The organism is Listeria valentina, from assembly GCF_011800755.1.
GTDB classification, from domain to species: domain Bacteria; phylum Bacillota; class Bacilli; order Lactobacillales; family Listeriaceae; genus Listeria; species Listeria valentina.
In genome coordinates this window covers 24,383-45,306 of the sequence record NZ_JAATJW010000016.1, presented here as the reverse complement: position 1 = coordinate 45,306, position 20,924 = coordinate 24,383, and the positions used below count along the sequence as shown (strand labels likewise).

Annotated in this window: 23 protein-coding genes; 4 read left to right on the top strand and 19 right to left on the bottom strand. The window is 41.0% G+C overall.

What is annotated here, in order from left to right; translation table 11 throughout:
* Positions 1 to 331 precede the first annotated feature (331 nt).
* The 10 genes from HCK02_RS06005 to HCK02_RS05960 all read right to left on the bottom strand — a co-directional run bounded on the left by HCK02_RS06005 (position 332) and on the right by HCK02_RS05960 (position 7,435).
* The gene (locus HCK02_RS06005; protein ID WP_167629186.1) at positions 332 to 805 is read right to left on the bottom strand and encodes a hypothetical protein; all 474 of its coding nucleotides are present in this window, start codon (positions 803 to 805) and stop codon (positions 332 to 334) included.
* Between the two features lie 465 nt (positions 806 to 1,270).
* Positions 1,271 to 2,140, bottom strand: coding sequence for a methyltransferase domain-containing protein (locus HCK02_RS06000; protein WP_281348872.1), 870 nt, complete (start codon positions 2,138 to 2,140; stop codon positions 1,271 to 1,273).
* A gap of 371 nt (positions 2,141 to 2,511) precedes the next feature.
* Positions 2,512 to 2,733, bottom strand: a complete 222-nt coding sequence (locus tag HCK02_RS05995; protein WP_246215536.1) for a DUF4176 domain-containing protein — start codon at positions 2,731 to 2,733, stop codon at positions 2,512 to 2,514.
* A 208-nt stretch (positions 2,734 to 2,941) separates the two neighbouring features.
* A complete protein-coding gene (locus HCK02_RS05990) occupies positions 2,942 to 3,250 on the bottom strand; it encodes a DUF4176 domain-containing protein (protein WP_167629184.1) in 309 nt (102 codons plus the stop codon).
* Positions 3,251 to 3,814 (bottom strand): hypothetical protein, encoded by a 564-nt coding sequence (locus tag HCK02_RS05985; RefSeq protein ID WP_208970446.1) that lies wholly within the window; start codon positions 3,812 to 3,814, stop codon positions 3,251 to 3,253.
* 12 nt (positions 3,815 to 3,826) lie between these two features.
* Positions 3,827 to 5,278, bottom strand: a complete 1,452-nt coding sequence (locus HCK02_RS05980; RefSeq protein ID WP_167629182.1) for a T7SS effector LXG polymorphic toxin — start codon at positions 5,276 to 5,278, stop codon at positions 3,827 to 3,829.
* Positions 5,275 to 5,628: a DUF3958 family protein gene (locus HCK02_RS05975; RefSeq protein ID WP_167629181.1), complete on the bottom strand. Its 354-nt coding sequence runs from the start codon at positions 5,626 to 5,628 to the stop codon at positions 5,275 to 5,277. Before HCK02_RS05975 ends, HCK02_RS05980 begins: the two co-directional genes overlap by 4 nt.
* Positions 5,625 to 5,918, bottom strand: a complete 294-nt coding sequence (locus tag HCK02_RS05970) for a TIGR04197 family type VII secretion effector (protein WP_167629180.1) — start codon at positions 5,916 to 5,918, stop codon at positions 5,625 to 5,627. The genes HCK02_RS05975 and HCK02_RS05970 overlap by 4 nt, the downstream gene beginning before the upstream one ends.
* Before the next feature lie 79 nt (positions 5,919 to 5,997).
* A complete protein-coding gene (locus HCK02_RS05965; protein WP_167629179.1) occupies positions 5,998 to 6,291 on the bottom strand; it encodes a WXG100 family type VII secretion target in 294 nt (97 codons plus the stop codon).
* Positions 6,292 to 6,664: 373 nt separating this feature from the next.
* Complete coding sequence (locus HCK02_RS05960; RefSeq protein ID WP_167629178.1) at positions 6,665 to 7,435, bottom strand: SDR family oxidoreductase; 771 nt, start codon at positions 7,433 to 7,435, stop codon at positions 6,665 to 6,667.
* 311 nt (positions 7,436 to 7,746) lie between these two features.
* Between HCK02_RS05960 and HCK02_RS05955 the strand changes: the two genes are divergently transcribed.
* Positions 7,747 to 8,202 (top strand): hypothetical protein, encoded by a 456-nt coding sequence (locus HCK02_RS05955; protein ID WP_167629177.1) that lies wholly within the window; start codon positions 7,747 to 7,749, stop codon positions 8,200 to 8,202.
* Positions 8,203 to 8,301: 99 nt separating this feature from the next.
* Here the strand turns inward: HCK02_RS05955 and rlmN are convergent, their stop codons facing one another.
* Entirely contained in the window at positions 8,302 to 9,405 is a 1,104-nt protein-coding gene (gene rlmN, locus HCK02_RS05950) for a dual-specificity RNA methyltransferase RlmN (protein ID WP_167629176.1), read from the bottom strand.
* 158 nt (positions 9,406 to 9,563) lie between these two features.
* Between rlmN and HCK02_RS05945 the strand changes: the two genes are divergently transcribed.
* From HCK02_RS05945 to HCK02_RS05935, 3 genes are read left to right on the top strand one after another with little or no spacing between them, the layout of a single operon-like run.
* Complete coding sequence (locus tag HCK02_RS05945) at positions 9,564 to 10,520, top strand: AAA family ATPase (protein ID WP_167629175.1); 957 nt, start codon at positions 9,564 to 9,566, stop codon at positions 10,518 to 10,520.
* The gene (locus HCK02_RS05940; RefSeq protein ID WP_167629174.1) at positions 10,513 to 11,652 is read left to right on the top strand and encodes a DUF58 domain-containing protein; all 1,140 of its coding nucleotides are present in this window, start codon (positions 10,513 to 10,515) and stop codon (positions 11,650 to 11,652) included. The genes HCK02_RS05945 and HCK02_RS05940 overlap by 8 nt, the downstream gene beginning before the upstream one ends.
* On the top strand, positions 11,652 to 13,799 hold the full coding sequence (locus HCK02_RS05935) for a transglutaminase TgpA family protein (RefSeq protein WP_167629173.1): 2,148 nt from the start codon (positions 11,652 to 11,654) through the stop codon (positions 13,797 to 13,799). The genes HCK02_RS05940 and HCK02_RS05935 overlap by 1 nt, the downstream gene beginning before the upstream one ends.
* Before the next feature lie 60 nt (positions 13,800 to 13,859).
* Here HCK02_RS05935 and HCK02_RS05930 read toward each other — a convergent pair whose 3' ends face one another.
* The 8 genes from HCK02_RS05930 to dcuC (HCK02_RS05895) form a co-directional block, all read right to left on the bottom strand.
* Entirely contained in the window at positions 13,860 to 14,504 is a 645-nt protein-coding gene (locus HCK02_RS05930) for an HI_0552 family protein (RefSeq protein ID WP_167629172.1), read from the bottom strand.
* A gap of 139 nt (positions 14,505 to 14,643) precedes the next feature.
* Positions 14,644 to 15,015, bottom strand: a complete 372-nt coding sequence (locus HCK02_RS05925; RefSeq protein WP_167629171.1) for a YxeA family protein — start codon at positions 15,013 to 15,015, stop codon at positions 14,644 to 14,646.
* A gap of 161 nt (positions 15,016 to 15,176) precedes the next feature.
* Positions 15,177 to 15,572 carry a large conductance mechanosensitive channel protein MscL gene (mscL, locus tag HCK02_RS05920; protein WP_167629170.1) on the bottom strand — a complete coding sequence of 132 codons (396 nt, stop codon included), beginning with the start codon at positions 15,570 to 15,572 and terminating at the stop codon, positions 15,177 to 15,179.
* A 111-nt stretch (positions 15,573 to 15,683) separates the two neighbouring features.
* Positions 15,684 to 16,682, bottom strand: a complete 999-nt coding sequence (locus tag HCK02_RS05915) for a LacI family DNA-binding transcriptional regulator (RefSeq protein WP_167629169.1) — start codon at positions 16,680 to 16,682, stop codon at positions 15,684 to 15,686.
* Positions 16,683 to 16,732: 50 nt separating this feature from the next.
* On the bottom strand, positions 16,733 to 17,236 hold the full coding sequence (locus HCK02_RS05910) for a GNAT family N-acetyltransferase (RefSeq protein WP_167629168.1): 504 nt from the start codon (positions 17,234 to 17,236) through the stop codon (positions 16,733 to 16,735).
* On the bottom strand, positions 17,233 to 18,135 hold the full coding sequence (rbsK, locus tag HCK02_RS05905; RefSeq protein WP_167629167.1) for a ribokinase: 903 nt from the start codon (positions 18,133 to 18,135) through the stop codon (positions 17,233 to 17,235). The genes HCK02_RS05910 and rbsK overlap by 4 nt, the downstream gene beginning before the upstream one ends.
* Positions 18,136 to 18,149: 14 nt before the next feature.
* Positions 18,150 to 19,511, bottom strand: coding sequence for a C4-dicarboxylate transporter DcuC (gene dcuC, locus HCK02_RS05900; RefSeq protein WP_167629166.1), 1,362 nt, complete (start codon positions 19,509 to 19,511; stop codon positions 18,150 to 18,152).
* Positions 19,508 to 20,917, bottom strand: a complete 1,410-nt coding sequence (gene dcuC, locus HCK02_RS05895) for a C4-dicarboxylate transporter DcuC (RefSeq protein ID WP_425482859.1) — start codon at positions 20,915 to 20,917, stop codon at positions 19,508 to 19,510. Before dcuC (HCK02_RS05895) ends, dcuC (HCK02_RS05900) begins: the two co-directional genes overlap by 4 nt.
* Between the last annotated feature and the right edge of the window lie 7 nt (positions 20,918 to 20,924).

Here is a 20,924-nt window from a genome sequence, read left to right as displayed (position 1 = left end):
AAAAGTCCTTTCGACATTTGTGTCTATTTATTTACTAGTATATCAAAAAAGGTGTCTACTTTATTAGGATACATGCATATGGCTTCTAGCCCATATGGTGGTTTCATATATTCTGCCCGCCTTTCATCAACTATCTTATACTATATTCGTCAAAAAACTCCACTCAAATCCGCTTATTTTTTCTGTCTACTTTAGTATAACCCTTCCATAACCATGGAAGCTCGTTGTCAAGGACAATTGGACAATAACACGAGTACTTAATTGACACCTTATAAAATTTGTCAAAAATAGTGTTGCCATTTCAAACAAAGCAAAAACTTCACTTTTTAGATTATCTTCTTTTTATTTCCAAGTATTTACGTCGAGATTCTTTTGAATCTTGTTTCATTTCTGGATACATTCGTTTTATATCCATTGCTGTTACAAAGAAAAAAATAATCGCACTAATTTCAATAAGCAAAACTGTGATATTTAAAATTCCTAACAAAACTTCGCCCGTTCCACCATTAAAAATTTCTATTCCGTATAAAATAGCAAGAGGCACGCCGACTACTTGGATCGCATAGATAAGTATGGGCGCCACATACTTCTTGTTAGGTAAAAAATCCAGTTTACTAATCTCCACATGAGCATAGATGGTAAAGATAAACACAATCGTACCTATGCCATTTAAACTCCTGCCTATCAAGGATAACAAAATGGTGATAAGCATAATAATGGGGATAGCTAAGTAATATGTGTAAACTCGATAAGGTCTTCCTTTAATTTTCATTTCTTGTTTTGCATCTTTTACGTCTTGCTTCATTTTTTCTCCTTCTATCTAGTTATGTTTGACTTCTCTCATCCTGAGTTAATTCTAAGTGTGGATAATCTAACTCCTCTTGAACTTTTATGTAAAACTTTTTCTCTGCTATATTGATATAAGCTATAAAATAAATTTCTTCAGATTAAAAAAAAAGCTAATTGATCTGTTTACCAGCTAGATTGTGGCAGGCCCCGTGTTATCGTACCTTGATTATGAGTGACTAATAACTAAAAACGGGTGCTTTCTATTCTCATATCCACCATATTTACATAGATCCAACACGATTAATTCCTCATATGTACAGTACACATTATTGATTAGTAGTGCATAAACATCAACCGCTTTTTTAAACTCTGAACACGGATTTTTTTAAAGGTGTTGATCAAGTATATTTTTCTACTCCATTGCGCTGCCCTCAAAAAAGTTCTTCATTTCTCCCTTTCCTTGAGTATACAAGCTTTTTCTTTACTTTGTTTTTTGGTATTCTAAAACCTGCATAGTTGGATAATCCACAAATATCCCGAATTTTTCTCTAATCTTTTGATAATATATGGGATCATTTTCTATTAATCCAAAAACCAGTCGTCCAGGAATACTCGCCTCCAATCGCTTCACTAAATTTGACTGTGAAGTGAAATAATTTCGTTCCTTTTTTTCTCGATTCCAAGAATCTGGACCCCAGTTCAATGTAAAAATAAGTTCTTGAAAAATTTCATCTGTAGAATTAATGACTACTCCCATCTCTTCAAGTTGATGATAGTTGAATTTCCCACTTTGATAATAGCGACAAAATGGCTTCAAATTTTCCGCCTCAAATTCTGCTAGCATTTCCAACAATACTTCAACTGAAATTTCAGTTGGAATCAAAGTAAATGATTTCTCTTGCATCTTTGTCTCACCTTGAACACCATCACGTATTAGCAGATTCCCGCCTGGTTTTAATAGCTGATTGATATTTTCAAAAAAAACCGTGTGTAACTGTTTATCTTCACTATAGGATAAAATTTCATGTAACACAGATGAGAGAATGATAGAGTCAAACTGTCTGCCACTACCTGTCAACAGGACTTTATTTAAGTCAGAGAGATCTTGTTGAAAAAATTGAACATCTGCTTTTTCCATAGCTCGCTTCCCTTCAAGGCTCAAATCAACAGCATAGACCTTTGAACTTGGGTAGTGTTCTTTTATTGAAATACTAAGCGAACCATCTCCTGCTCCCAAATCTAAAATATCTCCTTTTTTCACACGTTTAATAAGTTCTTGCTTGCCTCCATGCAAAACAGAATTTTTCATTCGTTTATAGTACTCTGATGTATGTTTTGTTACATCGATCATTTTGTCGTCACCCCTATTAGTGAGTAAGTAATCCGTCAACTTTCTCGCTTACCACGAAATATCAATATTTAACACTAGCTCTTCTTTGGATACTTTATCTTTTTCTTTCTCAATAGAGAGCTACTCTTATGAAATAGATAGCCGCTTTTCCTTGGAACTTCAATATTGTATATTTTTTCTTTAGTTCTACAGCCTACAAAGACAAATAAACTTCAAGTTACAATCAAAAAAGTTCCTAATTTAAGCAGTTTTCTCATTTTTCCCTCACCTACTATAGAATTAGTAAAGCACTTAATCAACGGTCCCTTTGGGAAATTCACTTTCCTTGATCATTTGATCGTATTGTTCAGCAAACTCCCTTTCTTCCTCATTCAAAAACCCTTTAAATAGGACTTGATGGACATTTTCCCGATTAAAAAATAGACTGCTTCGGGGGCTATCATCCCTTGGGGAATTAATACAGCTCCATAATCATAAAAAAAGGCTTTTTTCTTATCTTCTATCACACTTGCTCTGGAAACGATCATTAATATGGATCCATCTCCATCTTTTAAAGTAACTACGCTACCTAGTGGTAAAATTTTCTCATTCATTTTTTCTTTCCTCCAATTTTCTTTTTTGATAACTTCCCACCACATTAAACCATCCAATCAGGTTATTTTGCCACACGAGATAAAATTCAATATAGGGAAGTATGTCAAAAAGACTTGATGGAATATTGGATTTCCTAAAAGCAAACCTTATAGCAACTTGCAACTCTGATATTGTTAATAGGAATAATTTTCTAGACTCTATGCTTTTTTATTCATTCTCTGTCACAATGAGTTCAAATCGTGGATAAGTTATTTTTTTTAATTCTTCGTCTACTTTTTCACGAAAAGCTCTTTCCGCTTCATTGACGTAACCTGTAAAATAGATTTCCTCAATATCTTCCTGATTAAAAAAATAAGAAGTTTGGTCAGTCTGTCCATTGGGATATAAACATCCACTGTATTCAAAGTAACCGATCACTCCTTGATTATTATACAGCGCGAAACGACTGATAATTAAAAGTTGCTGTTCTCCGTTTTTCAAACGTACGACAGATCCTAGTGGCAACAATTCTTCCATTTAAATTTCTCCATTCTCTATTGGTAATTGGTTCTTTTTATAAAGAGCATACATTTTTTTCCTCTTGAAAGGTCTTTGTAAAGCAAATAGCGGAATAGGTAACATCCAAAAAAGAGCTGTAGCAAAAAACAAAATCGCCTCTCCATTGGAAAAGTAGAGTACAACGGTACTTCCTATAGCCAATAAAAGGGTCCAACATCCTATTCTAAGATTTTTTTTAAGTTGCTTCTCACCTTCTTCAAAGCAAAAGGATACTTTTTCTATTGAGGTAGGAGTCCTAAAAACACTTTTTTTACTAGAATGATCAATCACAATAATCAATAGTACACTGATAGCAACGCCTAATAAAATACTTAAGCCTACTAGATAATTAATTGGCATTTTTATAATAAATGATCCCAGAAGCGCATACAAAACAACTCCAACAGTTCCAGAAAGTAATGTGACAATAGTATTTTGAGCAGAATACTTTCCTTCAACAAATTTTTTCTCATTTATATTATAAAAGTAATTTTTATTTTCTTTTTTATCATAAAATACAGGAATCCACGGTGATTTCATCATTTCTATCCTTTCTTAGCCAAAAGCGCTTCCTAAACCTTTCATAAACCCTGAAGCTGCATTTCCAATTTTATCTCCAACACTCTTAACACCTTTTTCTATGCTTTTTCCTACTTCTTTTGTTTTTTCACCGATGTCATCTACAATTTTTTTTGCTCCTCTGATGATATCATCTTTTTTATCATAAATCTTGTCAAAAACATAGTTGCCAACGGCTGTAATTCCAACGCCTACCGCAAATCCTAAAACTCCACCAACTACTGTCCCAACTATCGGTATAGGAATGGCTGTTCCAATTGCTGCACCTATTGCTGCACCTGCTTCTCCACCAGCAAAACCAATACCTACATGTACCGCAGATTTTATAACCGCATCGCCTACATCTTCACCTTGCGTAATTTGTGTCACCCCATCAATAACTCCACCAACAACCGGAAGTCCATATTTCCCTACTTTTGCCACGGTACTTCCTATTTTAATCAAATTAGTTGTGAGTGAAGATGTACTTGGATTAACCATCACAAAATTACCTGCTCCACCTGGCCCCATTTTCCCCGTTAATGCAGTCAAAAGAAAGCCAAAGCTCTGAACTGCTTTTCCACTTGATTCTACGCCTGCATTAAATAAATCTTGTGGCAAATTGTCTATGATAGATTTTGGAATTTCATCCACATCTTTCATAAAATAGTCAATAATTTCTTGTGGTGGCTCCATATCAGGATTTGTTTGAGCTAGTGTGAATAATTTTGCTCGCTCAGCATCAGATAAATTTGGTACTTTTTTGCTTATTCTTTCTAAAAATTGAGCATCACTTTGTTTCACTTTTTTAGTAACCATCTCAGCCCACATTAATTTTTCCTGAGGCGGAACCACAAAAGTTCCCGTTGAGGAATTCCAAGCCGACTTCGTTTGAGCAATCCCTTGATCAATAGCCTGTTTCAAGCTCGCAATTTCTGAAAAAATACTCGGTGAACTCGCATGAAAAGCGACTAATTTTCGTAGTTTGTCTTCGAGTTCCTTTTTACTCGTTTGATAAACGTCAATCAGAGCTTGATTGAATTTCAACTGCATTTGTTGATCCGTTTCTGGTAACGGAGATTGCAGCACTTGTTTCTGTAGCGCATTCGCTTGGTTGATGAGGTTATCTGCTTGCCGTATTTGTTCTTCCAATTCGGATTGTTTCAGATCCCCACTATCGACTTCACTTTGATAACGTTCTGGAAATTTCTGAACGGCTTCTTCAGTCGCTTCTGTTAAAAGAACACCTGCTTGAACGAGGGGCAACAGAACTGCGCTATAAAAAGCTTTGGCCGAATCATACGCTTTCCCTTTCAGTAAAGGGCTATCTCCTGTAAACTGATGAATCGCTTGTTGAAGGGCTTCATAGCCCTCTAAATGTTGCTGGCAAACTTGACTCATACTCGTCGCTTGGGCTTTGGATTTCGATACATACATATCGATACTCATGCTTTCACCTCCTGTTCGTCTAAGAATGCTTTTCTTTTTCCATAGGCGACTTCATGGGCTTGGTCTTCTAGGTCTCTTTTTTCTTGTTGGAAGGCTTCTTCCATGACGTCAAAATGTTCTTGCACCGATCGTGAAAGGGAAAAAACCCGTTCTTGCATATCCTCCCGCAAAAAAGCTCGATCATTTTTCCGAAACTGCCAACTCACCCCTTCCACAAATCGGAGCCCTTCTCGAAAATGGTTCGCATAAGCCTCTTGAAGTTGCAGAACAGCACGCCTTTTTTGTTGGTTTTCATCTTCTTTCCCCAGTAACCGCCGTTCCTCTTGCTGCCACTCGGTCCACGTCTTCATGGTGTTGGTCCTCCAATCGGTGAAAGGCTGGCTCCTATTTCCGCATCTTTCGCTGCAAAGGCCTCCGCAACGCTTTGCAAGTTCGTACTTGCTGTCGTTAACGCACTCGCAATCTGGGAAACCGCCTCACCTTCTGCTTGAATGGCCGTATGCGCCTGTGCATTCCCTCCAACTGTTGTTTCTTCATCCTTCGTCACAGTTGTGCCTTGTGTCTGGAGGAGCAAAACCGCTTGTTGAAGTGCGGTAGCTTTTTCGGAGGCTTGCCCTAAATCACTCGCTACTGTGCTCATTCATTATCCTCTCCTTCCCACCTTTTTAGAAAAAACACCTCTTACGAGAAACTCATAAGGGGCGTATTTGATAGTAGGATTAAAATCCAAAGTTTTGAGAAAGTTGTTGGTCTTGTTCTTCCACGGCTGTCGCTGTTTTTTGAAGTTGTTGTTCAATTTGATCCATCAAATTCGCAAACTCGGTTACTTTTGGTTTTAATTGATTAAACTGATCATCAAATCGTGCAAAAGCCTGTCCTTCCCATTCACTGCGAAGTTGTTCTTGTGTTTGGGATAGACGTTGTAGCGTTTGTTCAATATCTCGAGCACTTGTCCCATACGTTTTGGCACGATCCCGTAACTCAGCTGGGCTCATTCTAATTTGTCCTGACATTCTACTCCATCTCCTTCTGTTTTAGTTTTTCACAAGTATACAATAGCACAATGTTCTTTTGTTGTCTGTGTCTATTTTGTGACAGTTTAGATTAAAAAAAGCATGAATACCCTTTTTGATGAATAAGCAATCTTACCCAGATGATGGATAAAGTTAAGAAAATCAGTAAACAATACAATGAGTTGCTTTTTATGTAGAGTAAATTCTCATTCAATTCAAGTTAGACTAGATTAAATTGTTCTAGTCTAACTTTTAATATAATGCTTAAAGACCAATCCCCCAAAAAACTACATGAAAGGTCTATTTCTTTTGCTAGATGAAAAAAGCCTAGAATTTTTAAATTCTAGACTCCTCTTTATCAAATTTTTTATCTTTACTCTCTACCTTTCCCCATTCTATTTGCTAAATAATCGGGGAAAATCTTACCAGCTAAACGAAGAAATTTTGAAAAACCCGGAACTACACGTTTTTTATTTTGCTTCATACCTTTAATTCCTTCATTTACAAGTTTATCTAGAGTCATGTTCGGTATCTTAGCATTTACACTTTTTCCATTCCCATTGGATTCAAGATTCGTCTCATTTACCAGCGGTGGCACAATCTCCAGAACACGGATATTCTTCTCCGCTTCATTCAGTTGAATTCGAAGAGCATCTGTATACCTATGTACAGCTGCTTTTGTCGCCGAGTAAACCGGGTGAAATGGAGAAGAAAAATAAGAAAGACCAGAGCTAACTGTCACAATCATAGCTTCTTGTTGTTTTACAAATTGTGGCAACAAAGCTTTTGTCATCCAAATCGTTCCGTTTAAATTTGTTGTCACCTCAGCCGTCACTTGTTCAAGACTCACCTGTTCATCAAACACATTAAAAGCCCTCATGATTCCTGCAGAGTTCAATAAAATGTTTGCTTCAGGATAATGATTTTGAATGAATATGGCCATTTCCCTCACAGAGTCGATATTCGATACATCACCTTGGAGTCCAATTAAGCCTTTATTTCCTTGAGTAACTTGATCAATCGTATCCTGATTGCGACCAATAACAATAACTTGATTTCCCAATTCGAGAAACTTTTTTGCAAAAGCAAGTCCGATGCCTGAAGTTCCACCTGTGATAATAATGCATTGGTTCGAAATTCTCATTTTAATCTCCCACCTCAACTCTATTTCTTAATTTTGGGTTCTCCTCCAATATAATCTTAGTATAACTTTCTCTTTGATATTTTCCCTTTTTGCCTGATAACTAAAAACCATGTTTAACGCTACTTTCTTCCATCTACGTAAGAAAGGGGTTCCCTTGCGGACCAGCCATTCCTAGAAAATATAAAAAGGGCTAGAACTTATAAACTCTAGACTCAGACTGTCGAAAAAGCAGCTCGTTTAATAGCAACATGGGAAGTAGATAAAAAAATCCTCCATAAGAGTTATTTGCTTTTGAGAGGAGAGGGAGGAATATGAAAAAAAGGTATTTATTTGTGAGCATAGCCATATTGATTGTGGGAGGCTTTATGATTTTTTCTTATTTTCAGCCGCCAATTATTGAAGGACAAAGTTCGAACTGGAAAATTAAATATGAACCAAGAAAGGGAGACGAAGCAGATTCAGAAAAATTCCCTTGGACTGGAACTATAAAATGGAAAAAACCTGGAGAAATAAAGCTAATCAAGCTTGAGCAAATTGTTGGGGAAAAAACCTATCCATTGTTTGATGGAGATATGTTAAAAAAAGGCGAGGGGAATTTTGATGGGAAAACTTTGACTGATAGTGAAACTTACTATAACCCTCCCCGAAAAACCGAACTAAAGCAATCTACATACTATAAAATTATATGGGTCAAAGATGGGAAAAAGATTTCAGAGAAGATTAAGCTTCAATGGAAAAAACGATTTTTTGTGAAACCTTTATTTTGACTTGTTAATGGGGTAAAAAAACCGGGTAGAAAATCTTTTTTGATTTTCTACCCGGTTTTCACGTTTAGCTAAGATTTATGTCCCAGCCTCTTTGCTATTTTATTCTTGCTCAAGAGCTTTATTTTGACGCATCCGCTCTCTCACGCCGACACGCTTAATTTGTTTGCTTCGAAGCTGCCCGCAAGCCGCATCAATATCGGTTCCGTGTTCACGACGAACCACACAATTCACGCCATTTTTCTTCAACACATCGTAAAAGGCAAGCACATCTTCTTTCCGGCTGCGTTCGTATTGATTGTGCTCATCCACTGGATTGTAGGGAATCAAATTGACGTAAGACAAACGCCGTTGATTCTTGAGTAAATCCGCTAGCTCCTGCGCTTCTTTTTTCGAGTCGTTCACATCACGCAACATGATATATTCATACGTTACACGACGGTTGGTTTTTTCAATATAATATTCGATCGCACTCATCAGCTTCTCGAGCGGGAACGTCCGGTTGATACGCATAATGTTTGTCCGAATTTCATTGTTCGGCGCATGCAGCGAAACCGCCAAATTTACTTGGAAATCTTCATTCGCAAAATCAATAATTCTTGGTGCAAGCCCACTCGTTGAAACGGTGATGTGGCGTGCGCCGATTGCAAGTCCCTTGTCGTGATTCACGACTCGTAAGAAACTCATGACGTTTTCATAGTTGTCAAACGGTTCGCCAATGCCCATCACAACAATGTGGCTAACGCGCTCCTCTTTCCCACGTTTATCCAAAAAGTGCTGCACATTCATGATTTGCGAAACAATTTCGTCAGCTGTTAAATCCCGTTGTTTTTTCAGCAAACCACTTGCGCAAAACGTGCATCCGATGTTACAGCCCACTTGCGTCGTCACACAAACGGACAAGCCGTATTCATGCGTCATCATGACCGTTTCAATCAAATTGCCATCCTCAAGCTTAAATAAATATTTAATCGTACCATCAGCAGATTCTTGCACAATTTGTTCTTCTAAAGTGTTTAATACAAAATTATCATTTAATAGTTGAATGCTTTCCTTTGGGACATTGCTCATTTCATCGAAAGAAGTTACACGCTTCCGGTAGAGCCATTCCCAAACTTGTGTTGCCCGAAATTTTTTCTGTCCTTGTTCGGTAAACCAAGTCGTTAAGTCATCAAACGTCAATCCGTAAATGGATTTTTTCGTCATTATTCAGCCTCTTCTCTTTAAGATCTCACTCCCATTTTATAGGTTTTCGCACTGCGTGGCAATACTTTTCGGCGTAAACCTTAAATTAATTTATTGTACTTCGTTCCCGCTCTATTTTATACTTAGTACAACACAACCGAACGGGAGGATTTTAATGAATGAATGACTCAGCTCGCAAAATCGAACAAATTATCGAACAAGTAGAACAAGTAATCGTCGGCAAACGCCGTGTAATTGAGCTTAGCTTAACGGCTCTCTTTGCAGGAGGCCATGTTTTAATTGAAGACGTTCCAGGCGTTGGGAAAACGATGCTCGTCCGCGCGCTCGCTAAATCACTCGATACCGCCTTTCAACGGATCCAGTTCACGCCAGACCTCTTGCCATCAGATGTGACTGGGGTTTCCGTGTTTAATCCCGATAGCCGCAAATTTGAGTTTCGGCCAGGGCCGATCATGGGCAATATTATTTTGGCCGATGAAATCAACCGAACAGCGCCAAGAACACAAGCGGCTTTGCTAGAAGGGATGGCCGAAAATAGCGTCACTGTGGATGGTGTGACTTATCCTCTTGCTGAGCCTTTTTTCGTCATGGCCACTCAAAACCCGATTGAATACGAAGGCACTTACGCGCTTCCAGAAGCCCAACTTGACCGGTTTCTATTTAAAATGACGATGGGCTATCCAACGAAGGCTGAGGAGATTGAGCTTTTAAGCGGCGAGCGAAGTGCGGATGCGCTTCTAAACGTCCAAGCTGTCATCCATGCTGATGAACTCGTTGCGCTCAAAAAAGCGAGCCAAAATGTGGCACTTTCGGATGAACTAAAAGGCTATATCGTGGATTTGGCACAAGCCACTCGGGAACACCCAGCGATTTCACTTGGAGCAAGCCCGCGCGCAACGATTGCGATGATGCAAGCCGCGAAAAGTTTTGCCTTCATTTCGGGACGGGACTTTGTAACTCCAGATGATATTAAATATCTCGCGCCGTTTGTCTTTCGGCACCGCCTCATTTTAAATGCTAACGCGCTTTATGATGGCATCCAAGCTGAGCAAGTGATCCAAGATATTTTATCAAGCACTGCCGTTCCAATCGAAAAGGGCGCTTCAAATGAATAAGCTACGTCCGTTGTTTCTTGCTTTAAAGTGGGTTGGATTGGTTCTACTTTTTGCGGGTTTAATCGTTTACACGCTGTTTCAAGGCGATAACGCGAGCTGGTTTTTGACTTATTTTTTCGGTTTGGTTTTGCTTTTCATTTTAGTTTTGTCGCTTTACCGGCTAAAAAATTGGCGGCTCGTGCGGAAATTCAATAAGCAAGAATATTTTGCTGGTGATGCCATTGATATTGAACTTTTGCTTACCCGAAAATCGCATTTTCCGGTTAGCTACTTGCTCGTTAGGCAGCCAATTCCGGATTCTTTACTTGCAGGACACACGCTTCGTGAGCTAGCTTTTCCTTTTTTCAAAAATACGCTCGCGCTCCCCTTTGAAACGCTTGAAGCGAAGCGAGGTATTCACCGTTTCGCTCCACTCGAACTGAGAACGAGCGATCCGCTTGGATTGATCGAACGAAGCATTACGACGGGCGAAGCGGAAACGCTCACAGTTTTTCCAGCTTACTTTCCGGAAATCGCTGACAAATTGAGCGAAGCGGCACCTGAACGCGGCAAGAATGCGACTCATTGGACGATCAAGAAAAATGACAATTTGCATGGGCTTCGGGAATATAGCGCTGGAGACCGCATCGCCTCGATCGACTGGAAAACGACCGCGAAAACCGGCACGATGATGACAAGAGAATTTGAGAATAGCGCTAAAAGTCGGATGAGCGTTGGTTTTTTCGGCGCGCCACATCCAGATTTTGAAGCAGCTTTAAGCGCGGCGTATTCGTTCGTCCGCAAATTGGTTGAGGAAAACGGGGAACTCCGCGTCGCCTTATTTGGAAGTCCCAGCGAAACGCTCGATTTCAACCAAGGAAAAAAGCACTTAAGTGAACTTTCTCATGCTTTTGCCAAAATCAAGCCGCAAGAACCCGCTGTGCTCCTTCCCCTGCTTCAAGAGGAACTCGCGCAAAGTGAGCACTTGTTGCTCTTTACGTCGACTACGAGTGAAGCGCTCCTCCGAGAAGTGCATAAATGGGGCGAAAGCAAGGTCACGCTTGTCGCGCTACAAGAAAACGAGACGCCGCGACATCCGCAAATCATTTACTTATCTAAAATGGCCCTTTCACGCCGTAAAGGAGGATTTTGATGGGACGAAAAATGTTAAAATTCCTACTTTATGTGCTTGCGATTTTGCTGATTTCAGAATGGGTTTTTCCGTTTAGTTATTTAACAGAAACCGGATATTCCATCTGGATGGTCGCTTTCATCGCCTTATCGCTCGGCTGCTTTTTTATCGGCTTGCGATTTTACTATTCGATTCCCCTTCATTTACTCGCGATCGCCTTACTGATGGCTATCTTATTTAACAGTGGAAACCTTGCTGATCCGTCCTTTTACGCGAAACTAACGGGAACCGCCATAAAAGGCACCGGCAGTTTGTTTCAACTAGATGCTACAAAAATTGGCGACGAATTTATTTTCATGACCTTTTTGATTGCCCTTTGGCTGTTAGCTTACATCACGGCTTATTCGCTTCTAAAAAAAGGGCGCATCCTGAGCATTCTCGCCCTCACCGTGATTTACATTGCCGTTATCAATACCTTCACGGATTACAAAGGAGAGCTAGCACTTGTTCGTACAGTCGTTATCGGCTTTGTTTTGCTTCACTTGACGCTAACGGCGAGGCTTGGCGCGAGTCAACTTGATTCCCCCAAGCGATCTCTCGTGTACCACACGAGCCTTCTTGCCGTGCTCGCTATCATGATTGGAATCGCTCTTTCTCTTCCCGTTCATAAACCAATTTGGAACGATCCCGTGCCTTATATCAAACAAGCGCTTGGGATGGATACGACTCGAACGGTGGGCTATAGCGAAGATGATACTGAACTTGGCGGCGCTCTTGATGCCGATTATAGCGAAGTTTTCCAAGTGACTTCGAAGCGCCCGCATTACTGGCGTGTCGAATCCAAACGGACTTATACCGGTAAAGGCTGGGCCAGCCCGAGTACAACTGACACGGAAAGCTTTGCAAGTTCGGACGAATTTCCGGTCAATTTGAATGAAAATTACGCCGAGCAAACAGAACAAGCAACGATTCGCTTTACGGCTTCTAATGACTATCTCGTCTATGCTTACGGCACACAAAATGTCGAGTCCGCAGCTGGGCCGTTCCGTTACACTGCATCAAACGAAAAAGTCACACCTCAAGGTTCCATCAAAAAGTATGCCCTTGAAATCAAAACGCCGATTTACGACATTCGCAAGATGAAAGAAGCGCCATTTGCGTCGCTCTCGGACGAATTTACGGAGCGCTACACGCAGCTGCCGAATGGTTTGCCGAAGCGCGTCAAAAGCCTCGCGAACCGGCTGACGGAAAAAGAAAGCAATACCTATGAAAAAGTGAAAGCGATCGAGCGATATTTGAGTTTTTCCGGTAAATTCCGCTATAGCACGGAAGATGCCGAGGAAACGAAGCGTGGCGCGGATTATGTCGATCAATTTTTATTTGAAACGAAAGTCGGTTACTGCGACAATTTCTCCACTTCGATGATCGTAATGCTGCGCTCTCTTGGCATTCCGGCGCGCTTTGCGAAGGGCTTTACATCCGGGGATGCGGCCGGTAAAGATGGAGCGAATACGATTTACAAAGTGCAAAACAACAATGCCCATTCTTGGCCTGAAGTCTATTTCCCAGGCACGGGTTGGGTTCCCTTTGAGCCGACTGCGACTTTCCAAAATCCTGAAGCTTTCACGAATACAGCTGGAGATCAGCGCTCGGATACGAATACGAACAATCAAGCGGAAAACCGAGCGGATACACCCGCAAAACAAGATCAGCCGACTCAAAATGAAGATCGTTCGCAAAAACAACAAGAAAGCAAAACTAAACAAGAAGGCGCGAAGCAAGAAACAACCAGCCAAGCGAAACCCTTCCAACTTCCAAGCTTCGTTTACTGGATTTTAGGTGGCGTGGCAGTTCTCTTGCTAGCCTTCCTAGTTGCTAAGCGGAAAGCCCTGCTCCTACGCTATTTCAGATGGCAAATCGAGCACGATAAACTTTCATTCGACAAGGCTTACCGCCGATTGCTCAAACTCTTTGCTGAAACGCGGAATCCAAGCGAAACCTTGACCGATTTTGCAGCTCGAATCGAAATTCCTGCTTTCACGGAGCTCACGCGGCAATACGAGGCGCACTTGTACGGCGGAAAAGCCATTCAAATCGAGCAAGTAGCTCCCGCGTTTCTTAACATTATCCAAGTTCTACAAACACCAAAAAAACGAAGAAAACCTTGATCGTCTAAGGGTTTTCTTCGTTTTTTCCGTTTGCCAAAAATGCGAGAATCAGACAAAAAATTACGCAAGATTCATCTTCACGTAAAGCGATTCCAGTTCACAAATTAGGGGTAGCAAAGTTTCGACTGGATTTGGTAAATCGCATTTGTCAAAAACGCTCCCTATCCCGAGTCCATTCCCCGCCGCAAGTTCATCCGAAATGGCATCCTTAGTGCCTGCCTCGAAATCTGCGAGCGTCAAAAAAGAAGCAAATTCTTCCTTCGCGGATGTCCAAATTTTGTAATCTTCAAGCGGTCCCGCCTCTGAAAGAAGTCGCAAAAAACGTTCATTATGTAAAGTCACATCAAGCGATGATTTTTTCGCTTTATAATCTTGCCATTCAAGCCCCACCTTGAGATAAGCCGTATTCCATAGCAAACTAATACATGTCGCCTCTTGTTCATGATTAATAAGCCGAAACGTCGCAAAAAAATGCCCCTTCATTTGCCAACCGTTTGTCCAACTCTCGATATACGGCTTTCTGAGCTTTGATTCGGCAGGTAATTCCCGGTAAATCGTTAAAACCAGTTCCCGCCATTCTTGCCACAATTGTTGTCGTTCTTTTTTTAGTTTATCTATTTGCTCCGCCGTATAAATTTCTTTCAATTTCCGAAACTGCTTTTCGGGCAAATAAAGCGCATCAAAATCTGACTTTGTGAGTTGCATTCGAATTCCTTCTTTTCTATTCTTTTACTGATTTGACTAAATTATACCGCCAGTAAATTTAAAAAGCGAATTTCCCTCATGAAAAAGCAGAGAAAACTCATCAATCTACGTTTTCTCTGCGTATTTTATCATTTACCCATTACAATTGTTCAATCGCTTTTTCTGGTACTTTTTCGCGTGCTACTTCTTTATACGTTTCTACGTAAGCTCCTTTCGAGCTTAGTTTTAAAAAGCGATTTTGTTTTAGTTCACCAATGGACATAAATTCAATGGTTCTTGTTTTTCCTTCTTGGTTCACTGCGGTTAATTTATAGTTGGCATTCCCATGTTCGTCTACATTGACTAGTTGCCCCGTTTTAACATAAACGGTTTCTTCTTTTACGAGTGGATTGAAACGATCAACGATGCCTGCCATTTCCCCCGACTGATTGGCAGTTACAAATTTCACTCCTACTAAGGCAACGCCTACAACAATGATGACGCCTAAAACCCAACCTACTAATTGTTTCATTTAAAACGACCTTTCTTTCACTCGTTTCCCATCTTTTTACTATAACGAAAAAAAAGCCGCTTTTCATCCGTCAGAAGCAAGAGTTTCGTCTACTGCTGTGGTCGTAAAAATAGTTACAAAAAAACCGCCCTAATCAGGCGGTCTAGTTCAAACTATGTAATTTAATTTTCTTTCTTTTCTTGTAGCAAATCACGAATTTCTTTCAAATATTCTTCCGATGGCGTTACTTCTGGTTCTGCTTCTTCCTCTTCAGCATTTCTGCGCCGCGATAAGCTGAGCAATACTTTGATGAAAACAAATAAAGCAAGTGCCACAATTAGAAAATCAACAATCGACTGGATAAATAAGCCATATTTAAGCGTCGCATCTCCAATTTTAACGGAAAGCTCTGTGAAATCTAGCCCACCAAGGACCATTCCAACAAGCGGCATAATGATATTATCAACTAGCGAGGAAACGATTTTTCCAAATGCTGCCCCGATGACAACCCCGATTGCTAAATCCACTACATTGCCTTTTAAAGCAAACTCTTTAAATTCCTGAACAAATTTTTTCATCTCGATCCTCCCTTTCCTTTGCTAGATTCCTCAAAATCATAAAATCGAAACATGTTATATCATACTATTTTTCTTTGGATTTGTCATACTTTTTGCACGAGAAAAGCCAGCTCAAACGTGAGCTGGCTTCGTGACACTCTCCCGCTTCACAAGGGAAACGGGGATGAGCTCTTTATAAAAATGATATTCAGGATCTTTTTTCATCAAAAGTAAATGTTGAACGGCTTTTTCAGCAAGAAGCTCAACGGGTTGCTTGATCGTTGTTAAACGTGGCTTAACGATATCAGAGAAGCTAATGTCATCGAATCCGATAACGGAAAGCTCTTCTGGCAAAGCTAGGTTATGCTTATCTGCAGCGTCATACAGGCCAACGGCAATTAAATCGTTACTGCAAAATACGGCTGTCGCCTCAGACGAAAATAGTTTTTTTGCTACGGCTTCCCCACCGTTTCTTGTAAGCTCGGTTTCAAATGTCAGTACTTCTCCGCCCGCGCGCTCGATTTCGCTTCGGAAGCCTTGCAAACGGTTGTGGATATTGACATAAGGAGTATTGCTACCGATAAAAGCCGTCGTCTTGTGGCCATTTTCAAGCAGTTCGTTAGCCGCTAAAACGCCACCTTTATAGTCATCCACGTGAACGGAAAACTGCTCGAGTGCGTAGCGATTATCGAGAATCAAATACGGGATCTTCGCTTGTTTTAGTGCATCGAGAATTTGTGTTTCCATGCTCGTCAAGCTGCAAATCACAACACCGTCCACGCCGCGCGAAATCAGCTCACTTAAATACTGCTTCTCTCGTTCGCTTTCTTCAAAAGAACTACATAAAAGCGTCATATAGCCTTCCTTGCTTAGCTCTTTTTCAAATGCTTTAGCAAGCTCCGCGAAAAACGGATTGGTAATGTCTGGGACAAGCAAACCTACAGTAAAACTTTTGGCTGAAACCAGACTTCTTGCTGTTAAATTCGGTTTATAATCGAGCCTTGCGATCGCATCGAAAACTTTTTTCTTGGTTTTCATCGTGATGTGATCCGCCTTTTTGTTGATAACCATGGAAACCGTTGCAATCGAAACGCCGGCTTCTTTCGCTACGTCTTTTATTGTACTCGCCAAATCGATCCACTCCCCCGCAGATTCCCTATCTCCTTCTATTTTAGCAAACTTTACTTGTGCCTGCCAATTTCCTTTTGAAAGGCGAAAAACTCATGATAGGGATAACGTTCTCGGATAGAGCCTTCTGCCACTTTCTTAAATCCTTCTTTATCAAATAAGTGTAGCATCGCTCGGTTGTTCACGCTCGTTACACTACAAAGCGTGTCATGTTGGGCTTTTCTCGCCTCGCCCTCAGCAAACTGGAGCAACTCGAGTGCGAGCCCCTGCCCGCGTTTAAGCGGTGAAGTCATCACTCTTTTAATGAAAACGGGGGATTTTGCTTCTTGCCAATTAAAGTGTTTCACCGTACCCGTTAGCTGTTCAGTGAGCGTTACCATCGCAAATAGCCTCTCGGCTTCAAACCATCCGAACAAACTGCGTGCTTTAAGATCACTTTGAAGCACCATTTTGGAAGGATAATCCTGATTCCACTGATGCGCATTTAAGCCTTCCTTCACCTCTAGAAGCAGCTTCTCCGCCTGTTCCAAATCTTGCTTTTCGATGCGGCGAATCATGGCTCTCTTAGCTCCTGCTTCGTTGGAATCGACGTATAGGCACCTTCGCGAGCCACGACAATCGCTGCAATTTCCGTTGCTTTTTGAATCGCTTCTTCCACCGGCTGCGTTTGAATGCAGTGCGCAAATGTGCCGATAAAACTATCCCCTGCGGCCGTTGTATCCACGGCTTTCACTTTCTTAGCAGGAACGAGCGTTTCACCTTCTGCCGAAACGAGGAGCGATCCCGCATCGCCAAGCGTGACAATAACCGCCTTCCTAACAAGCTTGAGCAAGTCTCGAGCCGCTTGAATTCGCTCTGCTTGATTTTGAAGCGGTTTGCCGCCGGTCACAAGTTCGAGTTCCGTTTCATTCGGAATCAAGTAGTCCGTCATGGCGAGTAATTCCTCACTGCAGGTTTTCCCAGGAGCAGGGTTTAAAATCGTCAGTTTTGCTTTGTCTCTTGCGATTCGAAAAGCTTCGAGCACTGCTTCTTCTGGAATTTCAAACTGCGAAATCACAACGTCACTTGCGGCAATTTTCGCTTCGGCTTCCTGAACGAGTTCCCGTGTCACTTTTTCATTCGCGCCACCGTACATCAAAATCATATTTTTCCCTGCTTCATCCACGGCAACAAACGCTTGCCCTGTCTCATCATCCATCACGGCGATTTGCTCTTGGTCAATTTCTTCTTCTGTAAGAATCGCTTGCAAAAATTCACCGCGTTCATCATGCCCGATTGCCCCAACAAAACTTACTTGGCTACCAAGCCGACTTGCTGTAACGGCTTGATTGAAGCCCTTACCGCCTGCTGTATGTTTGATGGATTTTCCGGCGATCGTTTCGCCTACTTGAGGAAGTGCTTTAAAAGTTATTGTTGTATCGACATTTAGGCTTCCCACTACACAAATTTGATTCATTCTTATCTCCTCACTTACAAAATCACTAATGATAACACGATGACTGTTACAATCCCAGCCAAAATCGGGATACTCGTTCGTTTGACAATTTCAATAGGCGAGACTTGCATAACGCCCGCGACAATCATGATCACACCTGCAACTGGCGACATCGAGCGCGTCAAATGTGCCACAAGCTGCATCGGGAGTGCGAGCTGAATTGCATCCACATGCGCACTTGCCGCAATATCTGGAATGAGTGGAATGGTCGCATAAAAAAGTGGTGTCCCGCCGCCACTTACTAGACCAAATAGGAATGTAATTCCACTGAAAAACAGTGTTAAGATAGTTCCTGCACTGTGCACATTTTGAACGGAGTGCATCAGCATTTCAATCACGCCAAGCGACTGCAAGCCTTTCGCGAAAAACACACCGCCAATCACGATGATGACAACTTGCGTGAAGCCTTGTCCCATTCCTTTGAAGAATTCAAAAGAGCCATCAAAAACTTGTTTTAAGTTTCGTTTACGAAGTGTTTCGATAACAAGCACGATGAAAAAGGAAAGGAACGTTAAAATGACCACTTCCACTTTAATATTTCGGAAAAATAAGCCTGCAACTACAATGAAAAGTAGAGGCAAGAGTGGTAAGACCCCGTAGTATTTGGGTGGAAGCACTTTTTTCGTTTCTTGCTGATTATGTATTTCTTCTTTAACAATAATTTTCCCTGCTTGACGTTTATCCATGTAGCGCTGCCAGAAATAATGAGCGACCGCCATCACAAGAATCGTTGGAATTGAAATAAGCGCGTGATTTAAGAAGACGTAATCAAAAAGCGAGTATCCCAGTGTCTTCGAAGCAATCACATTATCCGCTCCAAGCGGCGTTGGTACAACTGTTGCTACAGTCGCAATCACACCGCCGATCGTGAGCGGACTTAATCCCACTTTTCTTAAAACGGGGTAAAGCACAGCCATTAAAATCACCGCTAAACTCGACGAACTTGGAATAAACAAGCAAAGCAAATTCCCTACGAGAAATACAATCGGTATTAATAAATATTTGGCTCGAATTCTTGAAAGTGGTTTGGTTAAAATCCCTACCACCACGTCGGTTGCGCCAAGATAATTCATGTAAGAAGCGTAACCAAACAAAGTCATAATCGTAATGCCGACCACGCTAAGCTGGTCAACAAACGTTAATTCAAGTTGCTTAAAAACATCTAAAAAGCCTAATCCTGTTGTTTCTTTTGGTTCTAAAATCGGATTTCCAAGTAACAGTGCAACGAAAAACAAAATGAGTCCGGCCAAAAGTAGTACAAGTGCCGGCTGGTATTTCTTCACAATCAAGTAAAACACCATCGCAACAATGATAATTGCAGAAATAAGTTCAATCACGCGCAACACCCTTGTACTCTTTTTCTTGCTTGATTCTGTTCATTCGCCTCTATTCCCTTCGTTATAAGATGATGAGGGAAAGTCCGATAACCATAATAATGCCGATAATCACTGGCACACTTGTCCGTTTGACCACTTCGATTGGATTGACTTTCATCACACTTGCAACCACCATGATAACTGCGGCTACTGGTGAAATCGAGCGCACCAAGTTTGCAATTAGTTGCATTCCCGTCGATGTGCGCACTTGCTGCAATATGTGGAATGAGTTCAATCGTTGCATAGAACATCGCAAGCCCACCACCACTTACAAGACCGAGTAAGAAAGTTGCGCCGCTAAAGATAAATGTCAAGATTGTTCCCGCACTTTGCACATGTTGGACAGATTGTGTCAGCATATCAATTACGCCGATCGTTTGCATCCCCTTAGCAAATAATACACCACCAACGACAAGTACGACAACTTGCGTGAAACCTTGCCCCATTCCCTTAAAGAATTCAAAGGATTGATTGAGCACATCTTTAAGCTTCCTTTTGCGAATAAATTCAATAATCAAAGCGATAAAGAACGAAATAAAGGTAAGAACAACCACATCCGCTTTAATATCGTGGAAGAAAATACCGATAATAACAATGAATAATAATGGGAGCATTGGTAAAATCGCATAATATTTAGGTGGAAGTTCTTTTTCTTCTTGTTCCACTTTCGACTCATCAATATCTACATAAGCTTTCGCACCTTGGCGTTTATCCATATATTTTTGCCAGAAGTAATGTGCCACAGCCATCACAACAAGGGTTGGAATGGAGATGATCGCATGATTCAAGAAAACATAGTCGAACAAATTATAGCCAAGCGTTTTAGCCGCAATGACATTATCGGCTCCAAGCGGCGTTGGCATGATCGTTGCAACCGTTGCAATAACCCCACCAGCCGTCAGTGCACTTAAGCCTACTTTTTTCAAAACGGGATAAAGAATCGCCATTAAAATAACGGCTAAGCTAGAAGCACTTGGAACAAACAAGCTTAAAATGTTACCAATGATAAAGACAACGGGAACAAGCACATATTTGGCTTTGATTTTCCCAAGTGGTTTCGTAATCATGCTTACTGCAACATCATTTGCCCCTAAATAGTTCATATAAGAAGCAAATCCAAATAGCGTCATGATCGTAATCCCAACAACGCTTAGTTGATCAATGAACGTCAACTCAAGCTGTTTAAAAATGTCTAAAAAGGCAAATCCTGTCGTGTCCCCGCTCCCCAAAATAGGTTTTCCAAGGATAAAAGCCAGCAAAAATAGAACTAGTCCAGCCGAAAGAAGCACGAGTGCCGGTTGATAATTTTTCACGATTAAATAAAAAACAAGTGCAATGACAATGACCGCAAGAATAATCTCAATCATTTTCTAG

Coding starts and splice junctions, on each gene's coding strand:
- HCK02_RS06005 (WP_167629186.1), bottom strand. CDS start 805: ATGAAGCAAGACGTAAAAGATGCAAAACAAGAAATGAAAATTAAAGGA.
- HCK02_RS06000 (WP_281348872.1), bottom strand. CDS start 2,140: ATGATCGATGTAACAAAACATACATCAGAGTACTATAAACGAATGAAA.
- HCK02_RS05995 (WP_246215536.1), bottom strand. CDS start 2,733: ATGAATGAGAAAATTTTACCACTAGGTAGCGTAGTTACTTTAAAAGAT.
- HCK02_RS05990 (WP_167629184.1), bottom strand. CDS start 3,250: ATGGAAGAATTGTTGCCACTAGGATCTGTCGTACGTTTGAAAAACGGA.
- HCK02_RS05985 (WP_208970446.1), bottom strand. CDS start 3,814: ATGATGAAATCACCGTGGATTCCTGTATTTTATGATAAAAAAGAAAAT.
- HCK02_RS05980 (WP_167629182.1), bottom strand. CDS start 5,278: ATGAGTATCGATATGTATGTATCGAAATCCAAAGCCCAAGCGACGAGT.
- HCK02_RS05975 (WP_167629181.1), bottom strand. CDS start 5,628: ATGAAGACGTGGACCGAGTGGCAGCAAGAGGAACGGCGGTTACTGGGG.
- HCK02_RS05970 (WP_167629180.1), bottom strand. CDS start 5,918: ATGAGCACAGTAGCGAGTGATTTAGGGCAAGCCTCCGAAAAAGCTACC.
- HCK02_RS05965 (WP_167629179.1), bottom strand. CDS start 6,291: ATGTCAGGACAAATTAGAATGAGCCCAGCTGAGTTACGGGATCGTGCC.
- HCK02_RS05960 (WP_167629178.1), bottom strand. CDS start 7,435: ATGAGAATTTCGAACCAATGCATTATTATCACAGGTGGAACTTCAGGC.
- HCK02_RS05955 (WP_167629177.1), top strand. CDS start 7,747: ATGAAAAAAAGGTATTTATTTGTGAGCATAGCCATATTGATTGTGGGA.
- rlmN (WP_167629176.1), bottom strand. CDS start 9,405: ATGACGAAAAAATCCATTTACGGATTGACGTTTGATGACTTAACGACT.
- HCK02_RS05945 (WP_167629175.1), top strand. CDS start 9,564: ATGAATGACTCAGCTCGCAAAATCGAACAAATTATCGAACAAGTAGAA.
- HCK02_RS05940 (WP_167629174.1), top strand. CDS start 10,513: ATGAATAAGCTACGTCCGTTGTTTCTTGCTTTAAAGTGGGTTGGATTG.
- HCK02_RS05935 (WP_167629173.1), top strand. CDS start 11,652: ATGGGACGAAAAATGTTAAAATTCCTACTTTATGTGCTTGCGATTTTG.
- HCK02_RS05930 (WP_167629172.1), bottom strand. CDS start 14,504: ATGCAACTCACAAAGTCAGATTTTGATGCGCTTTATTTGCCCGAAAAG.
- HCK02_RS05925 (WP_167629171.1), bottom strand. CDS start 15,015: ATGAAACAATTAGTAGGTTGGGTTTTAGGCGTCATCATTGTTGTAGGC.
- mscL (WP_167629170.1), bottom strand. CDS start 15,572: ATGAAAAAATTTGTTCAGGAATTTAAAGAGTTTGCTTTAAAAGGCAAT.
- HCK02_RS05910 (WP_167629168.1), bottom strand. CDS start 17,236: ATGATTCGCCGCATCGAAAAGCAAGATTTGGAACAGGCGGAGAAGCTG.
- rbsK (WP_167629167.1), bottom strand. CDS start 18,135: ATGAATCAAATTTGTGTAGTGGGAAGCCTAAATGTCGATACAACAATA.
- dcuC (WP_425482859.1), bottom strand. CDS start 20,917: ATGATTGAGATTATTCTTGCGGTCATTGTCATTGCACTTGTTTTTTAT.